Origin of the sequence: Shewanella sp. SP2S2-4 (assembly GCF_031932025.1) — a bacterium.
Lineage (GTDB): Bacteria > Pseudomonadota > Gammaproteobacteria > Enterobacterales > Shewanellaceae > Shewanella > Shewanella baltica.
This window is the reverse complement of the sequence record NZ_JAUOER010000020.1, coordinates 61,361-86,081: the sequence shown is the minus strand read 5'-3', so window position 1 is coordinate 86,081 and position 24,721 is coordinate 61,361. Positions and strand designations below refer to the sequence as shown.

Sequence of the window (24,721 nt, the reverse complement as noted above, 5' to 3'; positions counted from 1 at the left end):
TAACTTCGCTAGGGGCGGCAAGGGAGATCCAAGAGGGAATTGCTGTTGATCCCCTCTTGGTCGGGTGTGGGGTGAAGCCCCACGACCTTGATTTTGATTTTAAAAACAGCAAACGAAGTTTGGAAAATCTACTTTTCGAAGCAAACAAAAAGGCGCCTAAGCGCCTTTCTACTCTTGGGGAAAGGGAAAACTCCTCATTCCACTATGATCTGATTACACAATCAGATCATACTCTTCCCGTAGGATCTTGATGATATCTGCCTTTGGATTCGCTGGCAGCGGGATTGGGGCGCCTGTCACTTTCTCGGCAACGCCTGTGTAAGTGCGTGACACTTGCATCATGGCCTCAAGTGGGAGGTCATTGTCGCGGGCTAGTGCTTCACGCTCTGGCATTCTGTCTTTATTAAGCAGCACATCAGGGTCTGGGAAATGATTCAGCAGGAACTGGCGGAAACCCTCTTTAGAGTTTTCTAAAATCTTGCCATCGCGGTAGGCGGCGCCGTCCCAAATACGGGATGAGTCTGGAGTGCCGACTTCATCCATGTAAATCAGTTTTGAATTGCCATCTTTGTCAGTTACATAACCGAACTCAAATTTAGTGTCGACAAACACTTGGTCAAGTTTTGCCAGCGCGGCTGAAATCACTTTAAAGCCATCTTTTAACAGCTTCTCGTACAGGTCGATATCTGCAAGCTTTTCAAAGCCAAAGGCTTGGTAATTGGCTTCGATGTCGCTGCGGCTGATGTTCACGTCATCTTGGGCGGGCACGCCTGGGATGCCGGTTAAAATGCCTTTAGTCGATGGGGTGATTAACAGCTCAGGGAGCTTTTGATCTTTTTCTAAGCCTTCTGGCAGTGTGATGCCACAGAATACTCGCTCGCCTTTTGAGTAAGCGCGCCACATTGAGCCTGTGATGTACTGGCGACAAATAGCTTCGACTTTAATAGGGCGAGCTTTTTGGACTATCCATACGAATGGGTGCGGGATATCCAAAATATGGCTGTCGGCTAGGCCGTTTTCGGCGAACAGTTTAAACCAATGGTTAGAAATCGCGTTTAATGCCGCGCCTTTACCGGGAATGCCTTTGAGGCCGCCTTCACCGTGGAAGATACAGTCGAAGGCCGAGATACGGTCGCTGATCACCATGATGGCGAGCGGGGTATCTTCGGGGACGTTATAACCTTTAGTGGTAATTAAACGGCGGCTGTCGGCATCGGTTAGCCAGTAAACGCTGCGAACCTTGCCGCTGTGGACTGGACTGTCGGTGCGGATAGGCAAATCGTTATTGATGGCAAGTACGGAATCAGCAAGACTCATGACGAGTATTCCTTAGGATAGAGAGTGTAGGGATAAGGTTTTTATAAGTGTCGGTTTGCAGAAGGGCTAGGGCGTTAGCAACAGCCAGATTCATTGCAACCGCTTTATTATTCGCGCGTGGCTTAAGGCGTAAAGTGTTCGGCCAGTTTGCGGGATTTGATGTTAAATCTTGAACAGCAAAAGGGGTATTTTCGGGCGATGTTTGAATTGTGTCAGCAGGAGATAATGCAAGGGATGGAACAAACGCAGGGCAAGGTTGGCACCACAGTGAAAGTGGTCTGTTAAAGCGGGCTGGCCCCGTGCCATTTTGCTCGAAAATGCTAACCATTAATCCGAGAGAACCTTGTGCTAGACTGCCGCGAAAAAGTGGCGACATTTTACCTTTATTGACAAAATTTGCCACGGCTATTTGCATTGTTCTTCGCAGCGAGTCTAGCGGCCGTAAGGATTTGCCTCGCAATGGCGCGCTAAAGAGAAACGATGGGCGTCATGTTTGATACAAAAATCGGATATTGAAAGGCTGTATTTTAGCTTGCTGATGTGCGAGTTTATGACACAGTTGCAGCCCACAAGACCATCAAGCTAAATATCCAATGGAGGGAATATGAGCACAAGTCATCCACATCCTGATAGCGACAGAGAATTGATATTAGAGCGGATTATCGACGCGCCGCCGGAAAAACTGTTCCGCGCGTGGACCGAGCCTGAGCTTCTCAAAATTTGGTTTACGCCAAGGCCGTGGACTGTGGCTAGCGCGAGCTTAGATGTGCGTGCCGGTGGTTCAAATGTGATCGTGATGCGCAGCCCTGAGGGACAGGATTTCCCGAATCGCGGCGTGTATCTCGAGGTGGTTGAGAATGAGCGTATCGTATTTACCGATGCCTTTACCGAGGCATGGGTGCCGTCCGACAAGGCCTTTATGACAGCAACCATCACCTTTGAAACTGTGGACGGTAAGACCAAGTACACTGCGCGGGTGCTGCATTGGAATAGCGAAGATAGGCAGAATCATGAGGATATGGGGTTTCATCAGGGTTGGTCTAAGGCGACCGATCAGCTTGAGGAACTCGTCGCGAACATTTAGCCGGTGAGTCTCAAGCCTCGTATCAGAGAGTAAACAATAAGCAGTATCTAGCCCAATTGCTCTGCATATTTTATTGCTGGGGATTGGGCAGGATTAGAGGTGTTATGTCGTCACAGAAAGAAGTGCCAATGCTTAAACAATCAGTGCTTGCGCCATCGCAACTCGCGCAAAGCGCAGTTTTGCAGGGCAATAGTTTTTTATCAAAACAGTTCAATGGTTTGTCGGAATTAGCCCAAGAGCTACAGGGCATCGAGTTCGAGGATTGCTGCTTTCAAGACTGCCATTTTAGCGAGAGCGTTTTTCGTAAATGTAAGTTTATAGATTGTCGCTTTGTACGCTGCAACTTGAGCTTAGTGAAAGTACCCCAGTGCCAGTTCAGCGGGGTCGAGTTTGAAGAGTGTAAGTTAGTCGGTATCGATTGGACCCGCGCCGCATGGTCGCGTTTATCCTTTGCCGCGCCCTTTTCCTTTAAGCAATGCATTCTAAACGACTGCTCATTTTTAGGCTTGTCCCTCGATGAAATCATCATCGAAGAGTGTAAGGCCCACGATGTGGATTTTCGCGAGGGCAGCTTTAATCAAGCCAATTTCACCTACACGGATTTTAGTCATAGTCTGTTTGGTCGAACTCAATTATTGGAGGCGGATTTTAGCGAGGCATCCAATTACGATATCGACATTTTTAACAATAAAATCAAAGGCGCTAAGTTTAGCCGTGACGAAGCGATTCGCCTGCTCAATTGCCTCGATATAGAGTTAATGGATTAATGCGATTGTAATCAGTTTGCGCCCGCTAGTGAGATGTTCTTATCCTGCTAGGGTTATCGCAATTGACTGAAATGTTTGTTTTCTTCTAAGCCGCCAGTGTCCAAACTGGCGGCTTTTTTCTGCCTGAATCCTACTGTTAAAACATGTTCCCATTAAGCCTGTTGATCTTATTCACGTATTTCAAGGTCAGTCCTAGGTTTTAGTTGCGGTAGATCACACAGAGCTTCCCCATGTGGTTTACCACAATACCCACCTACCTCTTTCGGGATAACAATCTCTGTGGATGAGCAGTGTATTCAGCGTATGCCGTGTATTTTGAAGATATGGTGGCGCTGTTTTAACGCTTTATAACTAAAAAAGTAATCAAATCAGTGAGCAAACCTCTGCTCGATGGCGCCAAAAATGGCGACTGACGAGTGGGATGAGCGTGATGGAGGTAACCATGATTGAGCTTAATAGGCGAACCTTTTTAAAGGGAGCGGGAGCGAGCAGCGCCACGTGTGCGTTAGCCAGTCTGCTGCCGGGCAGCTTAGCAGCATTAGAGAATAAGCAGCTAAAGGGCATGGGCAAGAAAATTGCCAGTATTTGCGAGATGTGTTCAACCCGTTGCCCGATTTCGGCGCGGGTGATTGAGGGCAAAAACGTCTTCATTAGTGGCAACAAGGCCGCTAAATCCTTTGGCGGTAAAGTGTGTGCCCGAGGCGGCGCAGGCCATAGTTTGTTGTACGATCCACAGCGTATCGTTAAACCGTTAAAGCGTGTCGGTGAGCGCGGCGAAGGCAAATGGGCTGAGATCAGTTGGGATGAGGCTTATAAATTAATCGCTGAAAACCTCAATAAAATCAAAAAAGAACATGGCCCAGAGGCAGTGGCATTCTCGTCAAAATCGGGCTCACAAGAAAAGCATTTGTTTCACCTTGCGACCGCCTTTGGCAGTCCCAATACCTTTACCCACGCGTCGACTTGCCCCGGCGGTTATGAAATTGCCGCTAAGGCTATTTTTGGCACTAAGGTCAAACGAGATTTAAGTAACTCTAAATACATTATTAACTTCGGCCATAACCTGTACGAAGGCATCAATATGTCCGAAACCCGCGGCATGATGGCGGCGCAAATGGACAAAGGTGCCAAGCTGGTGGTCTTCGAGCCAAGATTCTCCGTCGTGGCCGATAAAGCCGATGAATGGTACGCCATTCGCCCCGGTACCGACGTGGCCGTCGCCTTGGCGTTATGCCATGTATTGATTGAAGATAATCTTTACGACAAGGCATTCGTCGCGCGCTATGTGGAAGGCTTCGAAGCCTTTGCCGCCGAAGTGAAAGCCTATACCCCTGAATGGGCAGAAACCATTTCCGATGTGCCTGCCAAAGACATTCGTCGCATCGCCCACGAATATGCGGCAAAAGCGCCCCATGCCGTGGTCGATTTTGGTCACAGAGCCACCTTTACCACCGAAGAGTTTGAGATGCGCCGCGCCCTGTACGCCGCCAACGTCTTGATTGGTAATATTGAGCGCAAGGGCGGGATTTATATCGGCCAGAAACCCGGTGATTACAACAAGCTTGCCGGTGAAGCAGTTGCGCCCGTATTGGCTAAACCTGGCGTGAAAGACATGCCAAAACCAGCAGCGAAACGTATCGATCAAGTGGAAGAACAGTACGCCATGATGTGGACATCGGGCGGCGTTTACCAAACTATTCTCGATGCCACCTTAAGCGCTGTTCCTTACCAGTTACACGGCTGGGTGATGTCACGCACTAACCCAATGCAAACCATGACAGACAGGGCGCGCGTTGTTGAAGCGATGAAAAAGCTCGACTTTGTTGCCGTGTGCGATGTGTATATCAGTGAAACCGCCGCCTATGCGGACGTGATTTTACCTGAGTCGACTTATCTTGAACGTGATGAAGAAATTGCTGATAAATCCGGTAAAAATCCGGCCTATTATGTGCGCCAACGTGTGGTTGAAACCTTAGGTGATACTAAGCCTTCTTGGCAGATCTTTAAGGATGTGGGCGTGGCTATGGGCCTTGGCGAGTTCTATCCATGGGAAAACATGGAAACCCTGCAAATGCTGCAGGTGAACCGCGACACTGACCTGCTGCGCCGTATCAAAGACGAAGGTTTTGTGAGTTTCGGTAAGCCAATTATGTTGTGCGAGCCTAAGATGGTTGCTGAGTTTATTAAGGCATACCCCAATGCGCGACCTGCCGATGAAGACGGCACTTACGCCAGTGCACTCACCTTTAAAACGCCAAGCGGCAAGATTGAACTCACTTCCGCGAAAGTGGAAGCCATGGCACCAGGCCGTGGGGTGATCAAGTTCCGCGAAGTGAATCTTAAAAAAGCAGATGAGCTGTACTTTATCCAAGGCAAAGTGGCGGTGCACACCAATGGCGCCACCCACAATGTACCTATGCTCGCTAACCTGATGTCGGATAACGCTGTGTGGGTTCACCCCATCACTGCGGGCAAATTAGGGATCAGCAATGGCGACCCAATCCGCCTCACCAGCAGTGTTGGCACAGAAGAAGGCCATGCCTTAGTCACGCCGGGTATTCGCCAAGATACTGTGTTTGCTTACATGGGCTTTGGTTCTAAAAACAAAGAGTTGGTCAGAGCAACGGGCAAAGGTATCCACTGCGGTAACTTACTGCCGCACGTGACGGCTCCTGTGTGTGGCATGACAGTGCACACCACGGGCGTCACGCTGGCAAAGCGCTAATCGGAGGCTTAAATGAATAAACGATATGTAATGGTGCACGACGAGAACAAGTGCATCGGCTGCCAAGCCTGTAACGTGGCGTGTCGCAGTGAAAATGGCGTACCCGAAGGCGTTACTCGTCTGCAAGTGCGTGTGGAAGGCCCCTTTGGTGAGATGCCCAATCTGCACTTCAAATACCACAGGGTATCTTGCCAGCAATGTGAAGATGCGCCCTGCGTTAAGGTGTGCCCAACGGGCGCGGCCTATGTGGGTGAAGACGGTATTATCTCTATCCATACCGAGAAGTGTGTCGGCTGTATGTACTGTGTGGCAGCGTGCCCTTATAAAGTGCGCTTTATGAACCCAGAAACCAAGGTGGCGGATAAGTGTAACTTCTGTAAAGACAGTCGTTTAGCGCGGGGCGAAGAGCCAGCGTGTGTGACAGAGTGTCCAACCGATGCCTTAGTGTTTGGCGATGCTAATGATCCGCAGAGTGACGTGGCCATCATGCTCAACACTAAAATCACATACCAAGATAAAACCCATTTGGGCACTAAACCTAGGGTATATCGCGTTCCTACCAAAAGAGGGGGGATTTGATTATGAACAATACTTGGGGCGACATGGCGCAATATGATCCTGTCACTTGGCACTGGGTCATCGCCGTTTACCTGTTTATGGCGGGGTTATCCGCGGGCAGTTTATTGATTGGCATTGGTTTACGCTGGGCGAATAAGGAACTCAGCGCCGGAGCCGAAAGTAGCATTCTTAAGGCGGCCGCCATTATTGGACCTGTGGCGATTAGCTTAGGTTTAGCCTGCTTAGTGTTTGATTTAACCAAACCATTCCACTTCTGGCTGATCTTAATTCACTATAACTTCCAGTCTGTGATGGCCATTGGGGTGCTGGCGCTGCTGGCGTATTCTCCCTTAGCCTTTGCCTACGCCATTATTGTGCTGCGGGATGACTTACCAAAATGGGGTTTGGGTTTCCTAACACCTATCGCTAAGTTACTTATGCCATTTCGAAAGCTGATTGAAGTATTGTTGTTTGTCCTCGCCATTGGCGTAGGGGCTTACACTGGCTTCTTAATTTCGGCGATGAATGCTTACCCTATGCTCAACACTGCGGTACTGCCTGCGCTGTTTTTAGTGTCGGGTTTATCGGCGGGCGCTGCGGCAAACGCGGTACTGGCACTCTTGCTGTTTAAGACTGACAGCCACGATAAAACTTTAGTCAAGATGCACGGTTTAGAGTTGCCTGTGATGGCAATTGAAATCCTGTTCCTGTTCATGTTGTTCTGCGCCTTGTACTTCAAGGGCGGCGCGGCGTCTGCGGCCTTAGCATCGTTAACTTCTGGGCTATGGGCAAGCGTGTTCTGGATAGGCGTCGTCGGTATAGGTTTTGGTATTCCATTGCTGTTCATGTTGCTACCAGCCGCGACTCGCCATACTAAGGGCGCGATGATCATGGTGGCTTGTGCGAGCTTAACGGGCGTACTCGCCTTAAGACACTTTATTGTGTACGCAGGGCAAAGCTATTTAAGCTGAGTGTAAGCTGGCTTTAGATATTGATAGATAAAGAAAAAGCACTGGCAATGTCAGTGCTTTTTATTGTTTGAATTTTCAGATGATTTGCCAGTACAAGCAGAGCGCTTATTGGGGCAATAACTCGATAACCGATTTCACCGTTAGCACTAAGGCGCTGATGCTGCACAGGACTAAGGTCGCCATTTTAGTTTTATCTTTATCGACACGGCCCACTAATCGCCCCGCGACTAAATACCCTAAAAGCACTGAAGGCAGCAACATTAAGGACAGCCACAGGTGCTTCAATTCTAATAAGCCAGTGATCGCCAGAATGACCATAGCTATGGTGGAGCTAAAAATGAAGAAGGCCGACAGGGCGGCGCGAAACTGCGAGGCATCTTTGCCTGATAATAGAATCGCCATCGGCGGGCCACCAATAGCGGCAATATTACCGAAAATCCCCGAGACGACGCCCGCCCCAAAGAGGGTTTTCTTATTCACTGGCAGGCTGAATTTATACAGGCTGAGGATAACCGCGACAGCCACAATGGCGGCGATGGATAACCCGAGTATGGGCTGAGGCGCAAACAGCAACAGACTCGCGCCGATAAAACCACCGGGCACGCGACCTAGGAGTGCATATTGCAAGCCATTGAATTCTAAATGACCACGCTCACGCACTAAGGTCAGCAGGGCGATGGAGAAACCCATAGCAATAACAGGCGCAGGTACGAGCTGCGGATCGACGATATAAAGCAAAGGACTGGCGACAACCGCTAGGCCAAACCCAATCAGGCTCTGGGTTAAGGCGCCAAGAAACACAATCAGTGAGGCCAGGGCGAGAGTCTGTGGATCTATCATAGAAAACATAGGATTCCATATAAACAAAAAGGGATCGTTAACGATCCCTATTGATGAGCACTGTGATGTAACTTTGCCAGCGACAAGTCGCTATTCCATGTCTTCCCACTCGATCCCCATCTCGTCCATCAGCAACTTGGCTTCGGCGGGAATGCTGTCTGGGCTATCTTTTGACAGATCTTCATCGTTAGGCAATGGCTGGCCAGTGTAGGCGTGCAAAAATGCCTCACACAACAGCTCGCTGTTGGTGGCGTGACGCAAATTATTGACCTGACGACGAGTTCGTTCGTCCGTAAGGACCTTAAGCACTTTGAGCGGAATAGACACAGTAATTTTTTTTACTTGTTCATTCTTCTTGCCATGTTCAGCATAGGGGCTGATGTATTCCCCATTCCATTCAGTCATTGACTCACCTGTTATAACGCTAAATTCGGGGCAGATTTTAAACCCTTACAAACAACAGTCAAATTATTGCTACTATTTCTTTGTGATTGCAAACAGATTTCTTTATGTTTAGACGTCTAAACGTCTTCACGCCTATTGACGATGGCGTTGTGCTTAGGTACATTTAGACGTCCAGACATCTCTATCAGTCTACCGAATTTAGGAGTCCACCCATGGCAGAGCGTCAATTAGCCACACTGGCAGTGCGTCAGGGTATCGAAAGCGATACTCAATATGGCGCAGTTGTGCCACCGATTTATTTGTCGACTAATTACGCCTTCGATGGTCATAAAAATCCTCGCGAATTCGATTACAGTCGTTCAGGCAACCCAACGCGCTGCATTTTAGGCGAAGCATTAGCGCAATTAGAAAAGGGCGCCACTGGCATAGTGACCTGCACTGGCATGGCGGCCATCACCTTAGTGACTACTTTGCTCGGCCCCGATGACCTATTGGTTGTGCCCCACGATTGCTACGGCGGTTCTTACCGTTTATTTACTAATTTGGCGAAGAAAGGCCAGTTTAAGCTGATTGTGGTCGATCAAACCGACAGCCAAGCGTTAGCCGTCGCTATCGCGCAAAATCCTAAGATGGTGTGGCTCGAAACCCCATCGAACCCGCTATTGCGTGTGGTGGATATCGAAGCCATTGCCAAGGCTAGCCATGAGGTCGGCGCGCTGGTGGTGGTTGATAACACCTTTTTATCGCCGATATTGCAACAACCCCTATTGTTAGGCGCGGATATCGTTATCCACTCCACCACTAAATATATCAATGGTCACAGCGATGTGGTTGGCGGCGCTGTGGTTGCCAAAGATGCACAAATTGGCGAAAGCTTACATTGGTGGTCGAACACGTTAGGCTTAACGGGGTCGGCATTTGATAGTTACTTAACCCTGCGCGGCCTACGCACCTTAGCGGTGCGAATTCGTGAACATCAAGCCAATGCCCAGCGCATTGTTGAGGTATTGACGCAAAGCCCTGTGGTGAGCAAAGTTTATTACCCTGGTCTTGCGGATCACCCTGGTCACACCATTGCAGCCAAGCAACAAAAAGGCTTTGGCGCTATGCTGAGTTTTGAGCTCAAGGGCGGCGAGGCCGAAGTGGTGGCCTTTTTAGGTGCACTCAGCTTATTTAGCGTGGCGGAAAGTTTAGGTGGCGTCGAAAGTTTAGTGGCCGTGCCCGCAACTATGACCCACAGAGCCATGGAGCCGCAGGCGCGTTTTGAGGCAGGCATTAAAGACACCCTATTGCGTTTATCGGTGGGTATTGAAGATGCCGCCGATTTAGTTGCAGATATTCAAGCAGGATTAGCCGCCGTTGCGGCTTGTCAGTAGAGGAATAATAGATGGCACGTTGTCACTTACATAAATTTGGTGGCTCCAGTTTAGCGGATGCCGATTGTTATCGTCGAGTCGCCCATATCCTGTTAACCCACGGTCATAGTGATGACCTTGTGGTGGTCTCTGCGGCGGGTAAGAGCACGAATTTCCTGTATAAATTATTAGAGCTGCGCGACGCGGGTCAGTTGTGGCAAGAAGAATTACAAGTGCTGACCAGCTATCAACAGGGGTTGGTAGAGCAGTTATTGTCGAACGAACAAGCCCGCGATCTGCGTGAGCGTTTGGCGACAGATCAGGCGCAACTCATCAGTTTATTGTCCCTCGACGAACGTAACGAATATCAAGTTAACCATGTGGTGAGCTTTGGCGAGCGTTGGTCGGCACGTTTAATGGCGGCGCTGCTGCGCGAATCTGGTGTGGCGGCAAGCCACGTGGATGCCTGTTCAATTTTAGTGGCCGATGAAGCCGCCGTGCCACAAATTCGGGTGCAGGAATCCCGCGCTAAAGTACAAGCGCTGTTGGCCGCCCATCCAAATGAACGACTGGTGATCACAGGCTTTATCTGCGCTAACGAGCGCGGCGATACTTTATTACTTGGTCGTAATGGTTCCGATTTTAGTGCTAGCTTGATTGCCAGCCTTGCCGACATCGAGCGCGTGACCATTTGGACCGATGTGGAAGGGGTGTTCAACGCCGATCCTAATAAGATCAACGATGCAAAATTACTGAAAAGCATGTCACTTGCCGAAGCCGACCGCTTAGCGCGTTTAGGCTCGCCGGTATTGCATTCGCGTACTTTGCAGCCTTTGTTTAATACCGAAGTGAGTTTAGCGGTGCGCTCAAGTTATGCATCACACACCGACTTTACCTTGATTGCGCCCCACAGTTCGTCGGCGAGCGCGCCTGTGGTGACGAACCTCAATGCAGTCGTGCTGTTCGGCTTTAAGCTTACGGGCGAATTAACAAGCCTATTAGATTCGTTGATTGCCGCGGGTTTAACGCCATTGGCACATTGGACGTCTGCCCATCAAAGGGTTGAGCTTGCCTATACCGCTGAAAATCAAAAACAAGTACAAAGATTACTCGATGCCGAGGCAGAAGCATTAGGGATCAGCGAACAACAGATCAACACAGATCTCGGCCTAGTGGCGTTAGTCAGTGCCGATGCAGAACATTATCGACGCAGTTTTGCTCGTTTATTAAGTCGTGATGCTAAACCTTTGTTTAGTGGTGACTTAAGTTTAGTGACGCTGGTGCCTCAGTCGCAGGTGAATTTGTTAACCCAAAAGGTCCACCGTCGCTGCGCTGGGCCGCGTAAACGCATTGGTGTCTTACTGCTCGGCGTGGGCAACATAGGTGAGGCTTGGGTCGATTTGTTTAAGTCGGTGTCGCCATCACTGGATCATGAACTCGAAGCCAGTGTTGAGTTAGTCGGTTTAGTCAGTTCGAGTAAAGCCTTGATTAAATCCACAGGCATTAATCTTGCCGCGTGGCAGACTGAGTTTAATACCGAGGCTACGCCTTGGCAGTACGAGCACTTGTTCGAGCAATTAGAACGGGTTAACTGCGATGAGCTGGTGGCCTTAGATATCAGTGCCAGCGCCAGTTTGACGCTGCAATATCCAGAGCTATTTGAGCGCGGCATCCATGTGGTGAGCGCGAATAAACTCGCGGGCTCGGGTCCACTGCCTTTCTACCGTGAGTTAAAGCAGCAACTGGGTAATCGTCGTTTATTTTGGCGTTATAACGCCAGCTGTGGCGCAGGTTTGCCTATCCAACATGCGTTAAATGATCTGCGTAACAGCGGTGATAGCGTTGAAGCCGTGGGCGGGATTTTCTCTGGCACCTTGTGTTGGTTATTTGAAAAATACGATACCAGCAAGCCTTTCTCTGAATTAGTGATTGAAGCCAGGGGCTTAGGGATTACTGAGCCCGATCCCCGTGACGATCTGTCTGGTCGTGACATGCAGCGTAAACTGCTCATTTTGGCCCGTGAAATTGGCCTTGAAATCGAGCTTGAAGATATTGAATTACGCTCATTAGTGCCAGCCGACTTGGCCGATATTCCCTTAGATCAGTTTCTCGCCCGCATTGCCGAGTTAGATGCCGATCTGCTGCAACAATATGGCGCAGCGGCGGAGCAAAATAAGGTGCTCAGATACGTGGCATCCTTAGATAACAGCGGCTCAGAGCTTAAAGCCGAAGTCGGTTTGCAGTGGATTGATGCCCATCATCCCTACGCTAATTTGACTCCAGGCGATAACGTGTTTGTGATCCGCAGCGTTTTCTATCAAGGCAATCCGTTGATCATCCGTGGACCGGGCGCCGGACGCGAAGTGACAGCGGCGGCGGTGCAGTCGGATCTAACGCAGATCTGTCGCGATCTCTTGCAAGAGTAGACTGAAATTCAGCAGCTTAAAGGACTCATTCGAGTCCTTTTTTATTGGCTAGAATAAATCTATCGAATTAACCGAGATTAAATGCGGTTTATGGACATTTTTTGGCTTGACTTACATCTCAGTTTCTCTAGTATATGGACATATAGACGTCCAAACGTCCATTTGAACGAATTCATACTAGCAAAGAGTAGCGCCAAGGGCGGTTGAGGAAATACACATGGCTTTTCATCACGCACAACATTCACAATCGCTGAACCAGAGCTTGTCTGAGCTTAATGGCGATATTAATGTTTCTTTTGAGTTTTTTCCGCCATCGACCCCCGAAATGGAACAGATCCTGTGGAACTCTATCCGTCGTTTAGAGCCGCTGAATCCTAAGTTTGTGTCTGTGACCTATGGCGCTAACTCAGGTGTGCGCGACCGTACCCACGGCGTGATTGAACGTATTCAACAGGAAACCGACCTTGTTGCCGCGCCGCACTTAACCTTAGTGGATGCCAGTGATGAAGAGCTGTTAGAACTGGCTAAGCATTACTGGAAGTCGGGCATTCGTGACATAGTGGCGCTACGGGGTGATTTACCCGCAGGCAGCCCTAAGCCAACCCGTTTTGCGGCGGATTTAGTGCGTTTACTGCGCTCAGTGGCTGACTTTGATATTTCCGTTGCGGCCTATCCAGAAGTGCATCCCGATGCGAGCAATGCACAGGCGGATTTGATCAACCTTAAGCGTAAGATTGATGCGGGCGCTAGCCGTGCCATTACCCAGTTTTTCTTCGATGTGGAATCTTACCTGCGTTTTCGTGACCGCTGCGTTGCCGCCGGTATCGACGTTGAAATCGTGCCAGGCATTTTACCTGTGACCAACTTTACCCAGTTAAAACGTTTCGCGGGCATGACCAATGTGTCGCTACCTAACTGGCTGCATAAGCAATTCGATGGTTTAGAAAACGATGCCGGTACACGCCAATTAGTGGGTGCAAACGTAGCGATTGATATGGTTAAGGTGTTGTCACGTGAAGGCGTGAAGGATTTCCACTTTTACACCCTAAACCGCGCCGAATTGACCTACGCGATTTGCCATACGTTAGGCGTGCGTCCTAAGTAAAACTTTATAAAATAAGCTAATAAAAACGCCGCAGAGAATGCGGCGTTTTGTTTTGTTTAAATTCTAAATTGAGCTAATAAAGTTGTTAAACGGACTGCGAGTTGGGCAAGCTCATCTCCAGCCCGTGCAGTTTGTACCGCACTATCTGTCGCATTAGTTGCAATGTCATTGATGTTATTAACATTCTTATTAATCTCAGCTGAAACCGCACATTGCTCATTTGCAGCGCTGGCGATCTGGATATTCATCTGGCTAATGGTGGAAACCGCATGGGTAATGGCTTCGAGTGCTTCACCCGCTTGGTGAACTTGGGATACACAGCTTTGGGTGGTGCGGGTGCTGGTTTCCATCGCATTGACTGTAGACTTAGCTTTATGCTGAAGCGCTTCGATCATCTGCTGAATTTCTGCCGTAGATGCTTGAGTGCGACTCGCCAGAGTGCGTACTTCATCGGCAACGACTGCAAACCCTCGACCTTGTTCTCCCGCCCTTGCGGCTTCAATTGCCGCATTGAGTGCGAGTAAATTAGTTTGGTCGGCAATATTACGGATAACTACAAGTACAGAATCGATTTCAGCGGTATTACGCTCTAATTCATTGATTGCACTTGCTGCTGTGGCTATTTCCTCGGCTAATATTGCGATAGTGGTTACCACTTTTTGTACAACTAATTTGCCTTGTTCGGTTGAGTCATTGGCATGATTGGCGGCATCGGCCGCATCGGTTGCGTTATGGGCAACTTCTTGTACCGTTGCGGCCATTTCATTCATTGCGGTGGCAACTTGATCTGTTTCGAGGTGTTGACGACTCGCCATCTTCTGGGTTTCCCGCGTAATGCTCGACATTTCTTCAGCAGAGGTTGCGAGTAAACTCGTGGCATCAGACACTTGAGTTACTGTGTGGTGGATTTTCTCCACAAAACGGTTAAATGCCTGCGCTAACTCGGCGATTTCATCTTTACTCGTTATGGTAATTCGACGGGTTAAATCGCCTTCACCTTCGGCGATGTCATTCATGGCTTGGGTTGTTTCTGCTATCGGGCGGGTAATGCCCTTAGCAATAAACCAAGCAATGGCTGTGCCGATTAACATTGCAGCGAAACCGATGAGGATCAACTTGAGGCGAATATCCGCCATGACTTGCTCTGAATGGCTTCTGTCCATCGCAATATCCAGTACCCCAAAGACTTGTCCCGAGTAATCTTTTATGGCGTGGCGATACAAAGCGAAGGTTTTGCCCTCTAAGCTAATAGTGCGAATAACTTCGTTGCCTTGCATCACGCTATTGAGTTCACTTATGGCCTGAATATCGGGCGTGAACGTGGCGCCAAATGCTTTAAAATCCGCGCCATTGGGCAACAATAATGCGATTTCAGCTTGATAAGCATCTTTAAAAATGTCGAAGAAAGGTTGTCCAAAGGACATACCAAATTCCACTGAGCCTGTGTGTTGGCCTTGATAACCCATGGGTACTAAACCGCGAATCCCTAAACCTTCAACACCATATTCCAAACCGTTTAAGGGCTGTTTTGTGGTGTTGGTTTCCACAATCGTTTTACGAATTGCAGTGAGATCATCACCGAATTTTTCGGGGCGATGTAATCGTAAAAAAGAGGTTGCTGGTGGCGTATGAAACTGAAATTGTTGTACGTCGAAATCTTGCTTAAGCTTGGCAAACAGCGGCAGAGTACGGTCTTTGAGTGCAGGGCGATCCCGTTCGGCGAAGTTACTTTGGATCTCTGGCGTCAGTGAAACTATCGTTGCCATTGCTTGTGCGAGTTTACCGGATGAGGCTATGTTGGCTACCGCAGTTTCGTACAGTTTATGCAGTTCTCTTTGCTCAGATTCTTTCACCTGACTGCTGAATTCCGACAGGACTAGCAGCATGATAAAGCTCATCATGGCCAACAGTAATAGACATATCCCAACCACAATCCTCGTACTAATTTTTAAATTCACCAAAGCCAACCTCCCAGTTCACTTCATCAGTCTGATTTATCTTTTTAATATTATAGAGATACGGCTGACTATATTTGAGATGGCGCCAGCCTTTTGGATTATTTGTTTCCCTATGCGACATTTTTGCGCCATAGGACACAGAAAATTTTTTATATGAGCACATTTACTTAGCCTGCTAACTAAGTATAATGCTTAGCACGCTAACTAAGTGGGTGAGCAAGATGCAAAAAGAATTAGAGCGATTGAAAGAGTTATCACTGGCGGAGCATTTAGGCCGTCTGCATCGACTGTGGCGCACCGTGGCCGATGTCGAGCTGGCGCCTTTGGGATTAACTCATCCCCGTTGGACGGCATTGTGGAAATTACTGCGTTTAGGCGACAGCGTGAGCCAAAAAGTGTTGGCCGATGCCTTAGAAATTGAATTGGCTTCGTTAATGCGCACCTTAGGGCAATTAGAAGAGCAAGGTTTAGTCGAGCGTCATTGCTGCGACAAAGATAAGCGCGCAAGGATTGTGACGCTAACGCCTGCGGGATTGGATGTATTAAAGCAAATGGAAGCGCGGATAATTCAAGTCCGCCGTGAGTTATTAGCTGGGATCAGTGCCAGCGAGCTCAGCGAATTTGAACGCATTATTAGCCTGATTAGTGACAACGCCAGCGCCAAATTGGCCAAGGCAACAGCAACCATTTTGTGAGAAAGAAGATGACACCGGATCAACAGTTTGCCCGTTTAGTAAAATTTGCCATGTTCGGCTTTGTGATGGTTTTTGGCTATTTTATGCTTGCCGACACTATGATGCCATTGACGCCGCAAGCTATGGCGACGCGTGTGGTGACTAAAGTCACGCCGCAGATCAGCGGCAAAATTCAGACCATAGCCGTGACGAACAACCAAGCGGTTGCCAAGGGCGATTTGCTGTTTCAAGTCGATCCCGCGCCCTATAAGTTAGCGGTATCTCAAGCTAAATTGGCCTTAGAGCAAGCCCGCCAAGACAATGCCGAGTTAGATGCCTCGCTGCTGGCCGCGAAGGCCGACGTCAATGCCAACAAAACCACCTCACAACAGAAACGCAGCGAAGCTAAGCGCCTCGATGCGCTGTATGCCACCCATGGTGTATCGCAGCAGCAAAGGGATCAGGCCGATAGTGATGCCGCCGCCGCGGAAGCCAATTTACTCGCCGCCAATGCGCGTTTAGAAAAACTTAAGGTGAGCCGTGGCAGTTATGGCGAAGAGAATCTTAAGGTACGTCAGGCACAAAATCATCTTGCCCAAGCTGAGCTCAATTTGTCTTACACCCAAATCCATGCTGATCAGGACGGGATAGTGACTAACCTGCAGTTAGAAGTCGGGAGTTTTGCGACTGTGGGGCAACCTCTGTTAGCCGTGGTATCGGATAAGATTGATATTATTGCTGATTTTCGTGAAAAGAGTCTGCGTGGCGTCAATGCTTCATCGACCGCTTTGATTGCGTTCGATGGCGAACCCGGTCGTTTATATCGGGCGACGGTGAGCAGTGTCGATGCGGGCGTGAGTGCGGGGCAATTCGATGCCAATGGCCGTTTAGCGGCGCCGCAGGAATCTGATCGTTGGGTGCGTGATGCCCAAAGATTGAGGCTGCATTTGGAGTTAGATGGGATGGCGATGAACAGCTTGCCAGCCGGTTCGCGCGCGACAGTACAACTGCTGCCTGATAATAGCCTGTTTAGTCTGCTGGCTAAAGTGCAGATTAAAGTCATTAGCCTGCTGCACTATATTTATTAGCCTATTTACTAGCTTATTTATTAGCGTATTGACTCGCCTATCTACACGCACTTATTGCTGTTGACGGGCGAGTGACTCGCGGTTGGTGTGTGTTTGCCGTGAGTCGCTTGAGTGAACGCTTCAAAGCAACATAAGTGTGAACGCAACATAAGCCAGCTAAACATCCCCAATTTTACGTATCGATAGAACAAGGCGACGAGCATGTTACTACGCCATAGCCCATTGACGGCCAACGATTTACGCCAGTGTTTACGGATTGCGAGTGGCGCGACCATAGGTTTTACCCTGTGTAAAATGTTTGGTTGGAGCAATGGAGTCTTCTTCACTGTTACGCCTATGCTATTACTCGGACTCGTGCCTGTGATGAATGGCCACGCCATGCGCCAGTTATTGGCCTCATCTGCCATGGCGGGGTTAGAGGTTGGACTGCTCGGTGGTTTCTTTGGCAGCCATCCCGGCCTGATGACGCCCATCGTCTTTCTGTTATTTCTATACCGTTTTGCGGCCATGTCCCGCGGCAGTTTATTCCTCTTTGGCGCCAATGGAGTGCTCAGCCTTAGCATCATGCTGCACTTTGCAAGCTATCCCAATACCAATCTGAATGACTTAGTTTTCAGTAACTTTTGGGCGACGGCATTATCGGTCGTTATTGCCTACGCTATGACGGCACTCTGGCCCGATGTGGAACCTAGGGCGGCTTACAAGCCTGGACCTAAGGCGCCACATCGAATGCGTCACGAAGCGTTACTCGGCGCGACCATAGCGACCGCATCGTTTCTGGTATTCCAAATATTTGATCTGCGGGATTCGATGTCGGCTCAGGCGACCACCTTGTTGCTCCTGTTTCCTATGCATTGGAATGGCGCACTCGACTATGCCCGTAAGCGCGCTATTGGTACTTTGCTGGGCGTGTCGTTTGGGGTCGTTGTGCAGTTGGTACTCTATGACTGGTCAGGACTATTGATATTAATCGTCCCTTTGCTATGGATTGGACTGATGATCTTTAGCCAAGCCCATGTGCGAGAGGCAAGTGGCTCTGGCGTGGGTTTTGGCGCCATGACAACTTTAGGTATTCTGTTTGGCCAGTATCTGACCCCAGGCAACGATTTAATCTTCAGCGCCTTATATCGAGTGAGCAGCATTCTCACCGCCATCGTCGGCACGCTACTCCTGTGTTATTTGATACATAAGTTATTGAATCGTTTTGAATCGACGCGATTTGGTTATTGATTCTGGCTACTCGGGCTTGAAGACTTGCAGCATACCCTTTCAAAGAGTAAGGTAAATTTATCCCATTTGGATTGAACAATAAATGAGCTTTAATGAACGCTAAGGCTCATTTATTGACTGTTTTAAAAATGGGCTCAGTGTGTGAGCAGCAACATAAATAACAATTACCACCTATGCTTTAGAGCTTAACTCTCTTCAAGGATAGAACATGAAGATTAAAACATTCGTCATAGGCTTAACGCTATGCAGCGGCTATGCGGCCGCCTCCGTTGCGCCTTCTGGCAAACAATTGATGGAAATTATCCCCCAACCGGCACAGTTATGTGTGTCTTGTCATGGGGTAGAAGGTCAGGGCGTTGAACCGCTCGGCCCTCGATTAGCGGGATTATCTAAACAATATATCTCGACCCAGTTACAGCATTTCCAAGCGGGTGTGCGCCAAAATGCGACCATGATGCCGATGGCAATGACGTTACAAGGTGATGGGATTGAGCAAGTGGCAAACTACTTTTCTGCAAAGCCTGCCAATGAGGTCAAGCCCGTTATCCGCGGTGAACAGGTGGTTTTCAATGACGATACCGCCCGTTTAGCCTACCAAGGTGATTGGTCACGTGGTTTACCAGCCTGCGTGACCTGCCATGGTCCTTCGGGGTTAGGTGGCGGCTTATTTCCCCGTTTAGCCGGTCAGCAAGCGAGTTATATTAAAACTCAATTACTGGCATGGCAGTCGGGAATGCGCAAAGGTGATGTCGATGGCATGATGGCGAACGTAGCTAACAAGCTTACTGCCGCTGAGGTTGATGCCTTAGCGAACTACTTTGCTAATTTGAAATAAGGAGCTGGCCATGAAATATTCCGCAATGTTATTACTGGCCGCGATGGGGTCGTTAACCGTGCAGGCACAAGCCGAATCGGATCCGGTGCAAGAGCGCCCAGATAAACAAGCCCCGCTGCCTTCTTTCCCTAAGATACCGGATCAAACCTATCTTACTCCTAGACCTTTGAGTGCCATTCCTGAAGGCGCCTTTGGTGACAAAGTGCGTTTGGGTTATCAGCTATTTGTGAATACCCAACAGCTGCGTGATAAGTATGTGGGCAACGAACTTAACTGCACCAACTGCCATATGGATGCGGGCCGTAAAGCCAATGCTTCACCCCTATGGGGCGCGTATTTTGCTTATCCGGCCTATCGCAAAAAAGATAATAAGGTCAGTAGCTTTGAAGAACGCATCCAAGGCTGCTTTAACTATTCGATGAATGGTAAAGCCCCTGCATCGGGTAGCCCTGAGTTAGTGGCGCTTTCTGCCTATGCCTATTGGTTAGGCATGGGTGGCTTGATGGACGAAGCAAATATTAGCGGCCCAGTCCCTGAGCTTAGCGATGCCGAGTTAGTCAAAGGTGCTAAACGGGAAGACTTCCCGCTACCTGAGATATTAGCCAAGGCGATGACAGTTGAGCAGCGTGCCAACTTGCCGGGTCGTGGTTATCCTGAGATCCCAAAACCCGAACAAGCCTATTCACCTGAACGGGGTAAAGAGGTCTATGTCGCCCATTGCCAAACTTGCCACAGTGTTGATGGCCAAGGTCAAGCGATTGCTGGCGTTTATGCGCTGCCACCGCTGTGGGGGCCTAAGAGTTACAACTGGGGGGCGGGAATGCACAGGGTCAATACTGCCGCATTCTTCATCCATGAAAACATGCCTTTTGGTAAGAGTATGCAGTTGACTAACCAACAGGCTTGGGACGTTGCAGCTTATATCAACTCCCACGAGCGTCCACAGGACCCGCGTAGCAAAGGTGATGTGAAGCAGGCGCAGGAAAAATACCATAATGACAGCGATTACTATGGTGTCACGGTCGATGGCAAAGTGTTAGGCACTGAGTCCTATCCCATTTTTCCTAAGAAGTCATAGTTGAGCGGCTTTGATTCAGTGCTCGTGTGATGTTATAAAACGAGTGAATAAGTTAGACAGAAAAGCCAGTAAGCATTTAGCTTTGCTGGCTTTTTTATTAATTAGCCCAAGAGTTTAGGCTTGTCATGGCACTTTCTCACCGACACGCAGCTAGTCCATCCGTGGATGCTCGACCGCCCCGTCCATGGGGCGGACGGTCGTCTCGCAAATCACCATGACTCACCTTTCGGACATCAGTGTTAACTGTCGCTTTAAAAGCATACGGAGATTTTCGCTATAAGTGGCTTATTCACTATCTCGAATGTGCAAAACGTATTGAGGGAGTCGAACCCTCTCTACGTTTTCTAAGAAGCTGATTTACGCTGGTTTTATGTGTGTTATAACGGTTCATTGTTACACTTTACTGTAATCGTATTAGTCCACTAATTGGTGCGTTTTATTTAGGTTTACCAACAACCAATAAATAAAGTTAGGTCACAGTGTATTGGCTTAAACCAGACTACCATTTTAACTTAACTAACTTGTAAGTCTGAAAATAGCTCGCTTACAAAGGCCATACGAATTTTTTCGCACTCCTGTTCGGCTTCAGAAATTGACTCATCAGGGATAAAGTTCACGTTAAATCGTTTCAGTACTGGAAAGACATCATCTCCATATGGGTCATCTTGCAGATCGTCGAACAAAAATAACTGATACAAAAGGAGCCAGTAATTATCTTTTTGGTAGTCATCACCACCAAGAATTTTTCCTGCAAACTCAACAATTACCTGCCTATTTTCTAGCATTGAGTGAAGTATTGTAATAGAAACGCAATCTCCACTAGTAATTACTGCATTTATAGCCTCATCTGATGGCATTTGTTGATTTTGTTTTAGTATATGAAGAGGCCAAGCCATACCGTCAGAGCGCTGTTGCTTAGCATTCTCTATAATCATTCTATCAAGTTGAGTCAAATATGAAGCGGGTAATGCTGCAGACTTATCAATGAGCTGGGCTATATAGGGGATAAGTATCGGATAGTGCCAAGACAAATTGATTACAACAGACAGAAAGTCATGGGATGCAGCATCATCAATATGAGGTGTGATTAATTGAACTGCGTACTTAAGAACACTTCCATCCGGAGTAGCCTTATTGACAGCAATAGCCCTATTAAGAAATGTAATAGCTTCAGCGGCATTAAACAGTTGATTTTGATCTTCTGGTTTACCAAATCTATTCGGCAATGCTCCTAGCAACTCAAGAACCCAGTCGTCTTCACTTGAGCTTGGTAGTGCTACTATATAAGTTTTGTTTAAATTCAACGTCAGTTTGAAGACCGATAATTCTTGTCCCAAAACTAGAATGATTTGCTGCGCTTGTTCATAGCTATCACAATAAAACTGATAGTCATCGACATAGCGCTCAAAGTTAAATCCACAGGCCGATAGTTTTTGATCGACTTTTTGAAGAATTAACTCGACTACGAAACTAGAAGTCGCTGGTCCAATCGGTATTCCCTGCGTCTCGCCGCGCTTAGATTTACGTTGAAACATATCAAGTTTATTGTACCAGAGTTCATTTTCTCTATTATTCTTAGCAGCCTCAACCCCCACAGCAGCCCAAGGGATTGCATGTGTATAGATACTATTAAAGCAGTTCGCTATATCGGCCTTGACACAGAACTTCTTAGAAAAGCTTGCTTCGTTATACCTTCTCTTTTTGATAATTGGCGCTTCATAGTTCATTACCATAATGCGGCCATCTTGTCTTAGTTCAGGTTTGATTATACTGTTGTCGCCACTTTGAATAAACTTGATTTCATCCCAGTTATCACAAATATGTTTAACCAGAAATGCATATGCTTTGGGATGAACAAGAGCCAACGTTCTTGGCACGTTGTTATATCTGGTCGCTTTGTATTCAACTAAATCATAACCATTTTTACGTCTACTAGCTGAATCAACGAGTAGTGCAAGAGCTTCACACACCTCAGGAGTAAACTGCCTACTATCAATGCATGGAGGCAATTCCCCAATAGTTTCCTTTTGATTTGGAAAATAATTCCTTCGAGTAAGTGCTTCATAAAGATTTCTTTCATCATTTAAACCCAGCATTTTTCCTCCTTGAATCTATGATCTAATCGTTATCTATTTCAACCGACTGATTCGGTGGTGATAACAATAGATAGGTTAATATGTTGTGGTCAATCAAAATCTAACAGAAATGATGCAAACCAATGATTAATTGCAAAAAGTCCACAAATTTAGAACCATAACAACAAATACAATCTTTTTATTTTAGTGATCACCATGTATGCATCTGTGAACACACTTGCTATAACACAGGAATGCGGTTCACTGAGCCAAATGAATACACCCAAATATTATTTAAGTTAGATAACTTGATGAATACAACCAATTGAACTTTATTGAAACATCCATAGTTTAATTTAGCGACAGGTATACTCGGGAATTAACGAGATTAAGTACTTGCATGGAAGTGACCGTTGGCGGCAAGGATGCCGCCGTCGAGCCCTCAGGGATGAGTTTATGGCGTGTCACTGGAATACAAGTACTTAATCTTTTAGCAAATCAGAAAGGATACTTTATTGTATCTGACCGATAGCGGCATAGAGAATATCACTATAATGCCTAGGACATTATTAACACTTCTTTTTAAATCATAAGCAGGCGTGTCACTGGGAAAACAATGGCAATTAATGCTGCATAACTCAGCAGCTTTGCTTTGGTGGGAAACAACTCAGCCTGAGTTGCAAAAATCTATTATGATCTCCGCGCTATAACAACTTATCTTGCTATAAGGATTACCGTGTCTCAGCCATTGGAAGTACCTAAGTTAGAAACTGCGCAAATTTGCCCTCTGTGCCAAGGCGCGAATCAATGTGCTGTGATTTTAGGTAAGGGTATTGAGGATTGTTGGTGCGCTCTGCAAACATTTCCACCTTTGGCCGCCTTGCAAGCGCAAGCATCAGATTCGCCGCTAGGGGTCATCAACCATATTTTACCGTCTGCCGATGCGTGTATTTGCCAAGCTTGTTTAATCCAACTTAAGCAGGGGTTAAGTCTGGGGCAGATCGCAGAGCAGGATGAAAAAAGCCCATCGAGTGTGAGCGATGGGCTAGGTTATGAGGTGAAATAGCGGGCTGAAGTAATGAGTTATCGACCGATTGTGTAATCCAGTTGCACAGTGGTTTGTGCCTCAACGGCTATACCATTTTCAAACTTGGGTGCGTAACGCCATTTATCTATCATTTTTAGCGTTTCTTTCTCAAAGAGAGCACCACCCTTAGAAGCTAAAATTTCAGGATTTTTGACGAAGCCATGCTCATCGACAGTAAATTTAAGCTGAACCCAGCCACTTTTACCTCGCTGCGCATAGGACATTGGATAGTCTGGAACGGTACGGAAAATAGGTTGTTGTTCCTGTGCGTCGGCCCAAGGACGCATTTTGCCGATAGCAATACAGTGAGCGGTGGATTCGTCACGCTTTCCTTGGCGCTCATACAGTTCGACTAAATACGCATGGGCACTCAAGGCATAGGGATGACTAAAATTGAGTGCGTCGAATTGTTTAACCACTTCCAGCAGTAAAGGTTCGGCTTTACTATCATGTTTTTCCACAAATTCAACAGCGCCAACAGTAAAGGTTGCTTTGACTCTGTCTATGGCGTTCTCTGGTAATATTTCTTTATAAATATCATAGACATCGAAGGCATAGCGTCTAACGCTTTTGGTGTATAGTTCTGTATTGGATAAGCGGTTAAAGGCTGCCATTTTTACATCAGCGATCAGTTTCTTTTTATCGGATTTTTCCGCAATTGCGATTGCAGTAAGAAAATCCTCTTTCGCATCTTTGGCTTCGACGGCGGTTTGCGCAGCGCCCAGTAAGGGATCGATAAGCTCAAGCGCTTGTTTACCATAATGAACTTTATAGTTTGCGAGAGCGAGCTGATACAACTCATTCGCCTTAGCCGTTTTTGGCAGATTCGTTTCTGTAAATGGGTAGGGTGCAACTTGCTTCTCTATCGCGCTGGCCCAATTCAAGGCGAGGTTAGCTAAGTCGACACTGTCTTTGGCATATTGAGCTTCGCCGAGTTGATAAGCGGTTTTTGCGCTCGCTTCAATATTTGCAGCATCGCCTTTTTCTACGGCGGCTTGATAGTCACTATAGGCTTTGGCAAAGCTATTTTCTGAGGCGTGCACGCTAAGAGATGTGCCTAAAGTGAGGGCAAGAAGACAGGCTATTGGCAACATTTTTCCGTGCGACATTCTATATATCCTTATTATTTATGAATTTAGATGA

Annotated in this window: 21 protein-coding genes; 14 read left to right on the top strand and 7 right to left on the bottom strand. The window is 47.7% G+C overall.

Annotated features, from left to right (window positions below; genetic code table 11):
- Positions 1-213: 213 nt before the first annotated feature.
- Together Q4Q54_RS15560 and Q4Q54_RS15555 are read right to left on the bottom strand one after the other, a co-directional pair.
- Positions 214-1,317 (bottom strand): phosphoribosylaminoimidazolesuccinocarboxamide synthase, encoded by a 1,104-nt coding sequence (locus Q4Q54_RS15560; RefSeq protein ID WP_311988907.1) that lies wholly within the window; start codon positions 1,315-1,317, stop codon positions 214-216.
- Positions 1,304-1,732, bottom strand: a complete 429-nt coding sequence (locus Q4Q54_RS15555) for a hypothetical protein (protein ID WP_311988906.1) — start codon at positions 1,730-1,732, stop codon at positions 1,304-1,306. Before Q4Q54_RS15555 ends, Q4Q54_RS15560 begins: the two co-directional genes overlap by 14 nt.
- Positions 1,733-1,921: 189 nt before the next feature.
- On the opposite strand from Q4Q54_RS15555, the gene Q4Q54_RS15550 reads away from it, so the two are divergent.
- From Q4Q54_RS15550 to nrfD, 5 genes are all read left to right on the top strand, one after another.
- A complete protein-coding gene (locus Q4Q54_RS15550) occupies positions 1,922-2,401 on the top strand; it encodes an SRPBCC family protein (RefSeq protein ID WP_311988905.1) in 480 nt (159 codons plus the stop codon).
- 104 nt (positions 2,402-2,505) lie between these two features.
- On the top strand, positions 2,506-3,168 hold the full coding sequence (locus Q4Q54_RS15545) for a pentapeptide repeat-containing protein (protein WP_311988904.1): 663 nt from the start codon (positions 2,506-2,508) through the stop codon (positions 3,166-3,168).
- A gap of 442 nt (positions 3,169-3,610) precedes the next feature.
- The gene (gene phsA, locus Q4Q54_RS15540; RefSeq protein WP_311988903.1) at positions 3,611-5,893 is read left to right on the top strand and encodes a thiosulfate reductase PhsA; all 2,283 of its coding nucleotides are present in this window, start codon (positions 3,611-3,613) and stop codon (positions 5,891-5,893) included.
- Positions 5,894-5,905: 12 nt separating this feature from the next.
- The gene (locus Q4Q54_RS15535) at positions 5,906-6,472 is read left to right on the top strand and encodes a 4Fe-4S dicluster domain-containing protein (protein ID WP_311988902.1); all 567 of its coding nucleotides are present in this window, start codon (positions 5,906-5,908) and stop codon (positions 6,470-6,472) included.
- A 2-nt stretch (positions 6,473-6,474) separates the two neighbouring features.
- Positions 6,475-7,422 (top strand): NrfD/PsrC family molybdoenzyme membrane anchor subunit, encoded by a 948-nt coding sequence (gene nrfD / locus Q4Q54_RS15530; RefSeq protein ID WP_311988901.1) that lies wholly within the window; start codon positions 6,475-6,477, stop codon positions 7,420-7,422.
- A 105-nt stretch (positions 7,423-7,527) separates the two neighbouring features.
- On the opposite strand, the gene Q4Q54_RS15525 is transcribed toward nrfD, so the two are convergent.
- Together Q4Q54_RS15525 and metJ are read right to left on the bottom strand one after the other, a co-directional pair.
- The gene (locus Q4Q54_RS15525) at positions 7,528-8,271 is read right to left on the bottom strand and encodes a sulfite exporter TauE/SafE family protein (protein ID WP_311988900.1); all 744 of its coding nucleotides are present in this window, start codon (positions 8,269-8,271) and stop codon (positions 7,528-7,530) included.
- A gap of 81 nt (positions 8,272-8,352) precedes the next feature.
- Complete coding sequence (gene metJ, locus Q4Q54_RS15520; protein ID WP_006083215.1) at positions 8,353-8,667, bottom strand: met regulon transcriptional regulator MetJ; 315 nt, start codon at positions 8,665-8,667, stop codon at positions 8,353-8,355.
- A gap of 212 nt (positions 8,668-8,879) precedes the next feature.
- Here metJ and metB point away from each other — a divergent pair, with 212 nt between their 5' ends.
- The 3 genes from metB to metF all read left to right on the top strand — a co-directional run bounded on the left by metB (position 8,880) and on the right by metF (position 13,553).
- Positions 8,880-10,043 carry a cystathionine gamma-synthase gene (gene metB / locus Q4Q54_RS15515; protein ID WP_107946474.1) on the top strand — a complete coding sequence of 388 codons (1,164 nt, stop codon included), beginning with the start codon at positions 8,880-8,882 and terminating at the stop codon, positions 10,041-10,043.
- Between the two features lie 11 nt (positions 10,044-10,054).
- On the top strand, positions 10,055-12,448 hold the full coding sequence (locus Q4Q54_RS15510; protein ID WP_311988899.1) for a bifunctional aspartate kinase/homoserine dehydrogenase II: 2,394 nt from the start codon (positions 10,055-10,057) through the stop codon (positions 12,446-12,448).
- A 217-nt stretch (positions 12,449-12,665) separates the two neighbouring features.
- Positions 12,666-13,553 carry a methylenetetrahydrofolate reductase gene (gene metF / locus Q4Q54_RS15505; RefSeq protein WP_173247104.1) on the top strand — a complete coding sequence of 296 codons (888 nt, stop codon included), beginning with the start codon at positions 12,666-12,668 and terminating at the stop codon, positions 13,551-13,553.
- Positions 13,554-13,609: 56 nt separating this feature from the next.
- Here metF and Q4Q54_RS15500 read toward each other — a convergent pair whose 3' ends face one another.
- Positions 13,610-15,511 carry a methyl-accepting chemotaxis protein gene (locus Q4Q54_RS15500; protein WP_311988898.1) on the bottom strand — a complete coding sequence of 634 codons (1,902 nt, stop codon included), beginning with the start codon at positions 15,509-15,511 and terminating at the stop codon, positions 13,610-13,612.
- Positions 15,512-15,732: 221 nt separating this feature from the next.
- Between Q4Q54_RS15500 and slyA the strand changes: the two genes are divergently transcribed.
- The 5 genes from slyA to Q4Q54_RS15475 all read left to right on the top strand — a co-directional run bounded on the left by slyA (position 15,733) and on the right by Q4Q54_RS15475 (position 20,416).
- Complete coding sequence (slyA, locus tag Q4Q54_RS15495; RefSeq protein ID WP_006083211.1) at positions 15,733-16,206, top strand: transcriptional regulator SlyA; 474 nt, start codon at positions 15,733-15,735, stop codon at positions 16,204-16,206.
- Between the two features lie 8 nt (positions 16,207-16,214).
- Positions 16,215-17,273 carry an HlyD family secretion protein gene (locus Q4Q54_RS15490; protein ID WP_311988897.1) on the top strand — a complete coding sequence of 353 codons (1,059 nt, stop codon included), beginning with the start codon at positions 16,215-16,217 and terminating at the stop codon, positions 17,271-17,273.
- A 201-nt stretch (positions 17,274-17,474) separates the two neighbouring features.
- A complete protein-coding gene (locus tag Q4Q54_RS15485; RefSeq protein WP_311988896.1) occupies positions 17,475-18,503 on the top strand; it encodes a DUF2955 domain-containing protein in 1,029 nt (342 codons plus the stop codon).
- A gap of 208 nt (positions 18,504-18,711) precedes the next feature.
- Positions 18,712-19,338, top strand: coding sequence for a c-type cytochrome (locus Q4Q54_RS15480; protein WP_242326387.1), 627 nt, complete (start codon positions 18,712-18,714; stop codon positions 19,336-19,338).
- A gap of 10 nt (positions 19,339-19,348) precedes the next feature.
- Complete coding sequence (locus Q4Q54_RS15475) at positions 19,349-20,416, top strand: c-type cytochrome (protein ID WP_259521091.1); 1,068 nt, start codon at positions 19,349-19,351, stop codon at positions 20,414-20,416.
- Positions 20,417-20,928: 512 nt separating this feature from the next.
- On the opposite strand, the gene drt4 is transcribed toward Q4Q54_RS15475, so the two are convergent.
- On the bottom strand, positions 20,929-22,512 hold the full coding sequence (gene drt4 / locus Q4Q54_RS15470) for an antiviral reverse transcriptase Drt4 (protein ID WP_012586704.1): 1,584 nt from the start codon (positions 22,510-22,512) through the stop codon (positions 20,929-20,931).
- Positions 22,513-23,227: 715 nt separating this feature from the next.
- Here drt4 and Q4Q54_RS15465 point away from each other — a divergent pair.
- Positions 23,228-23,557: a cysteine-rich CWC family protein gene (locus Q4Q54_RS15465; protein ID WP_012586705.1), complete on the top strand. Its 330-nt coding sequence runs from the start codon at positions 23,228-23,230 to the stop codon at positions 23,555-23,557.
- A gap of 17 nt (positions 23,558-23,574) precedes the next feature.
- On the opposite strand, the gene Q4Q54_RS15460 is transcribed toward Q4Q54_RS15465, so the two are convergent.
- Entirely contained in the window at positions 23,575-24,687 is a 1,113-nt protein-coding gene (locus Q4Q54_RS15460; protein WP_311988895.1) for an energy transducer TonB, read from the bottom strand.
- Between the last annotated feature and the right edge of the window lie 34 nt (positions 24,688-24,721).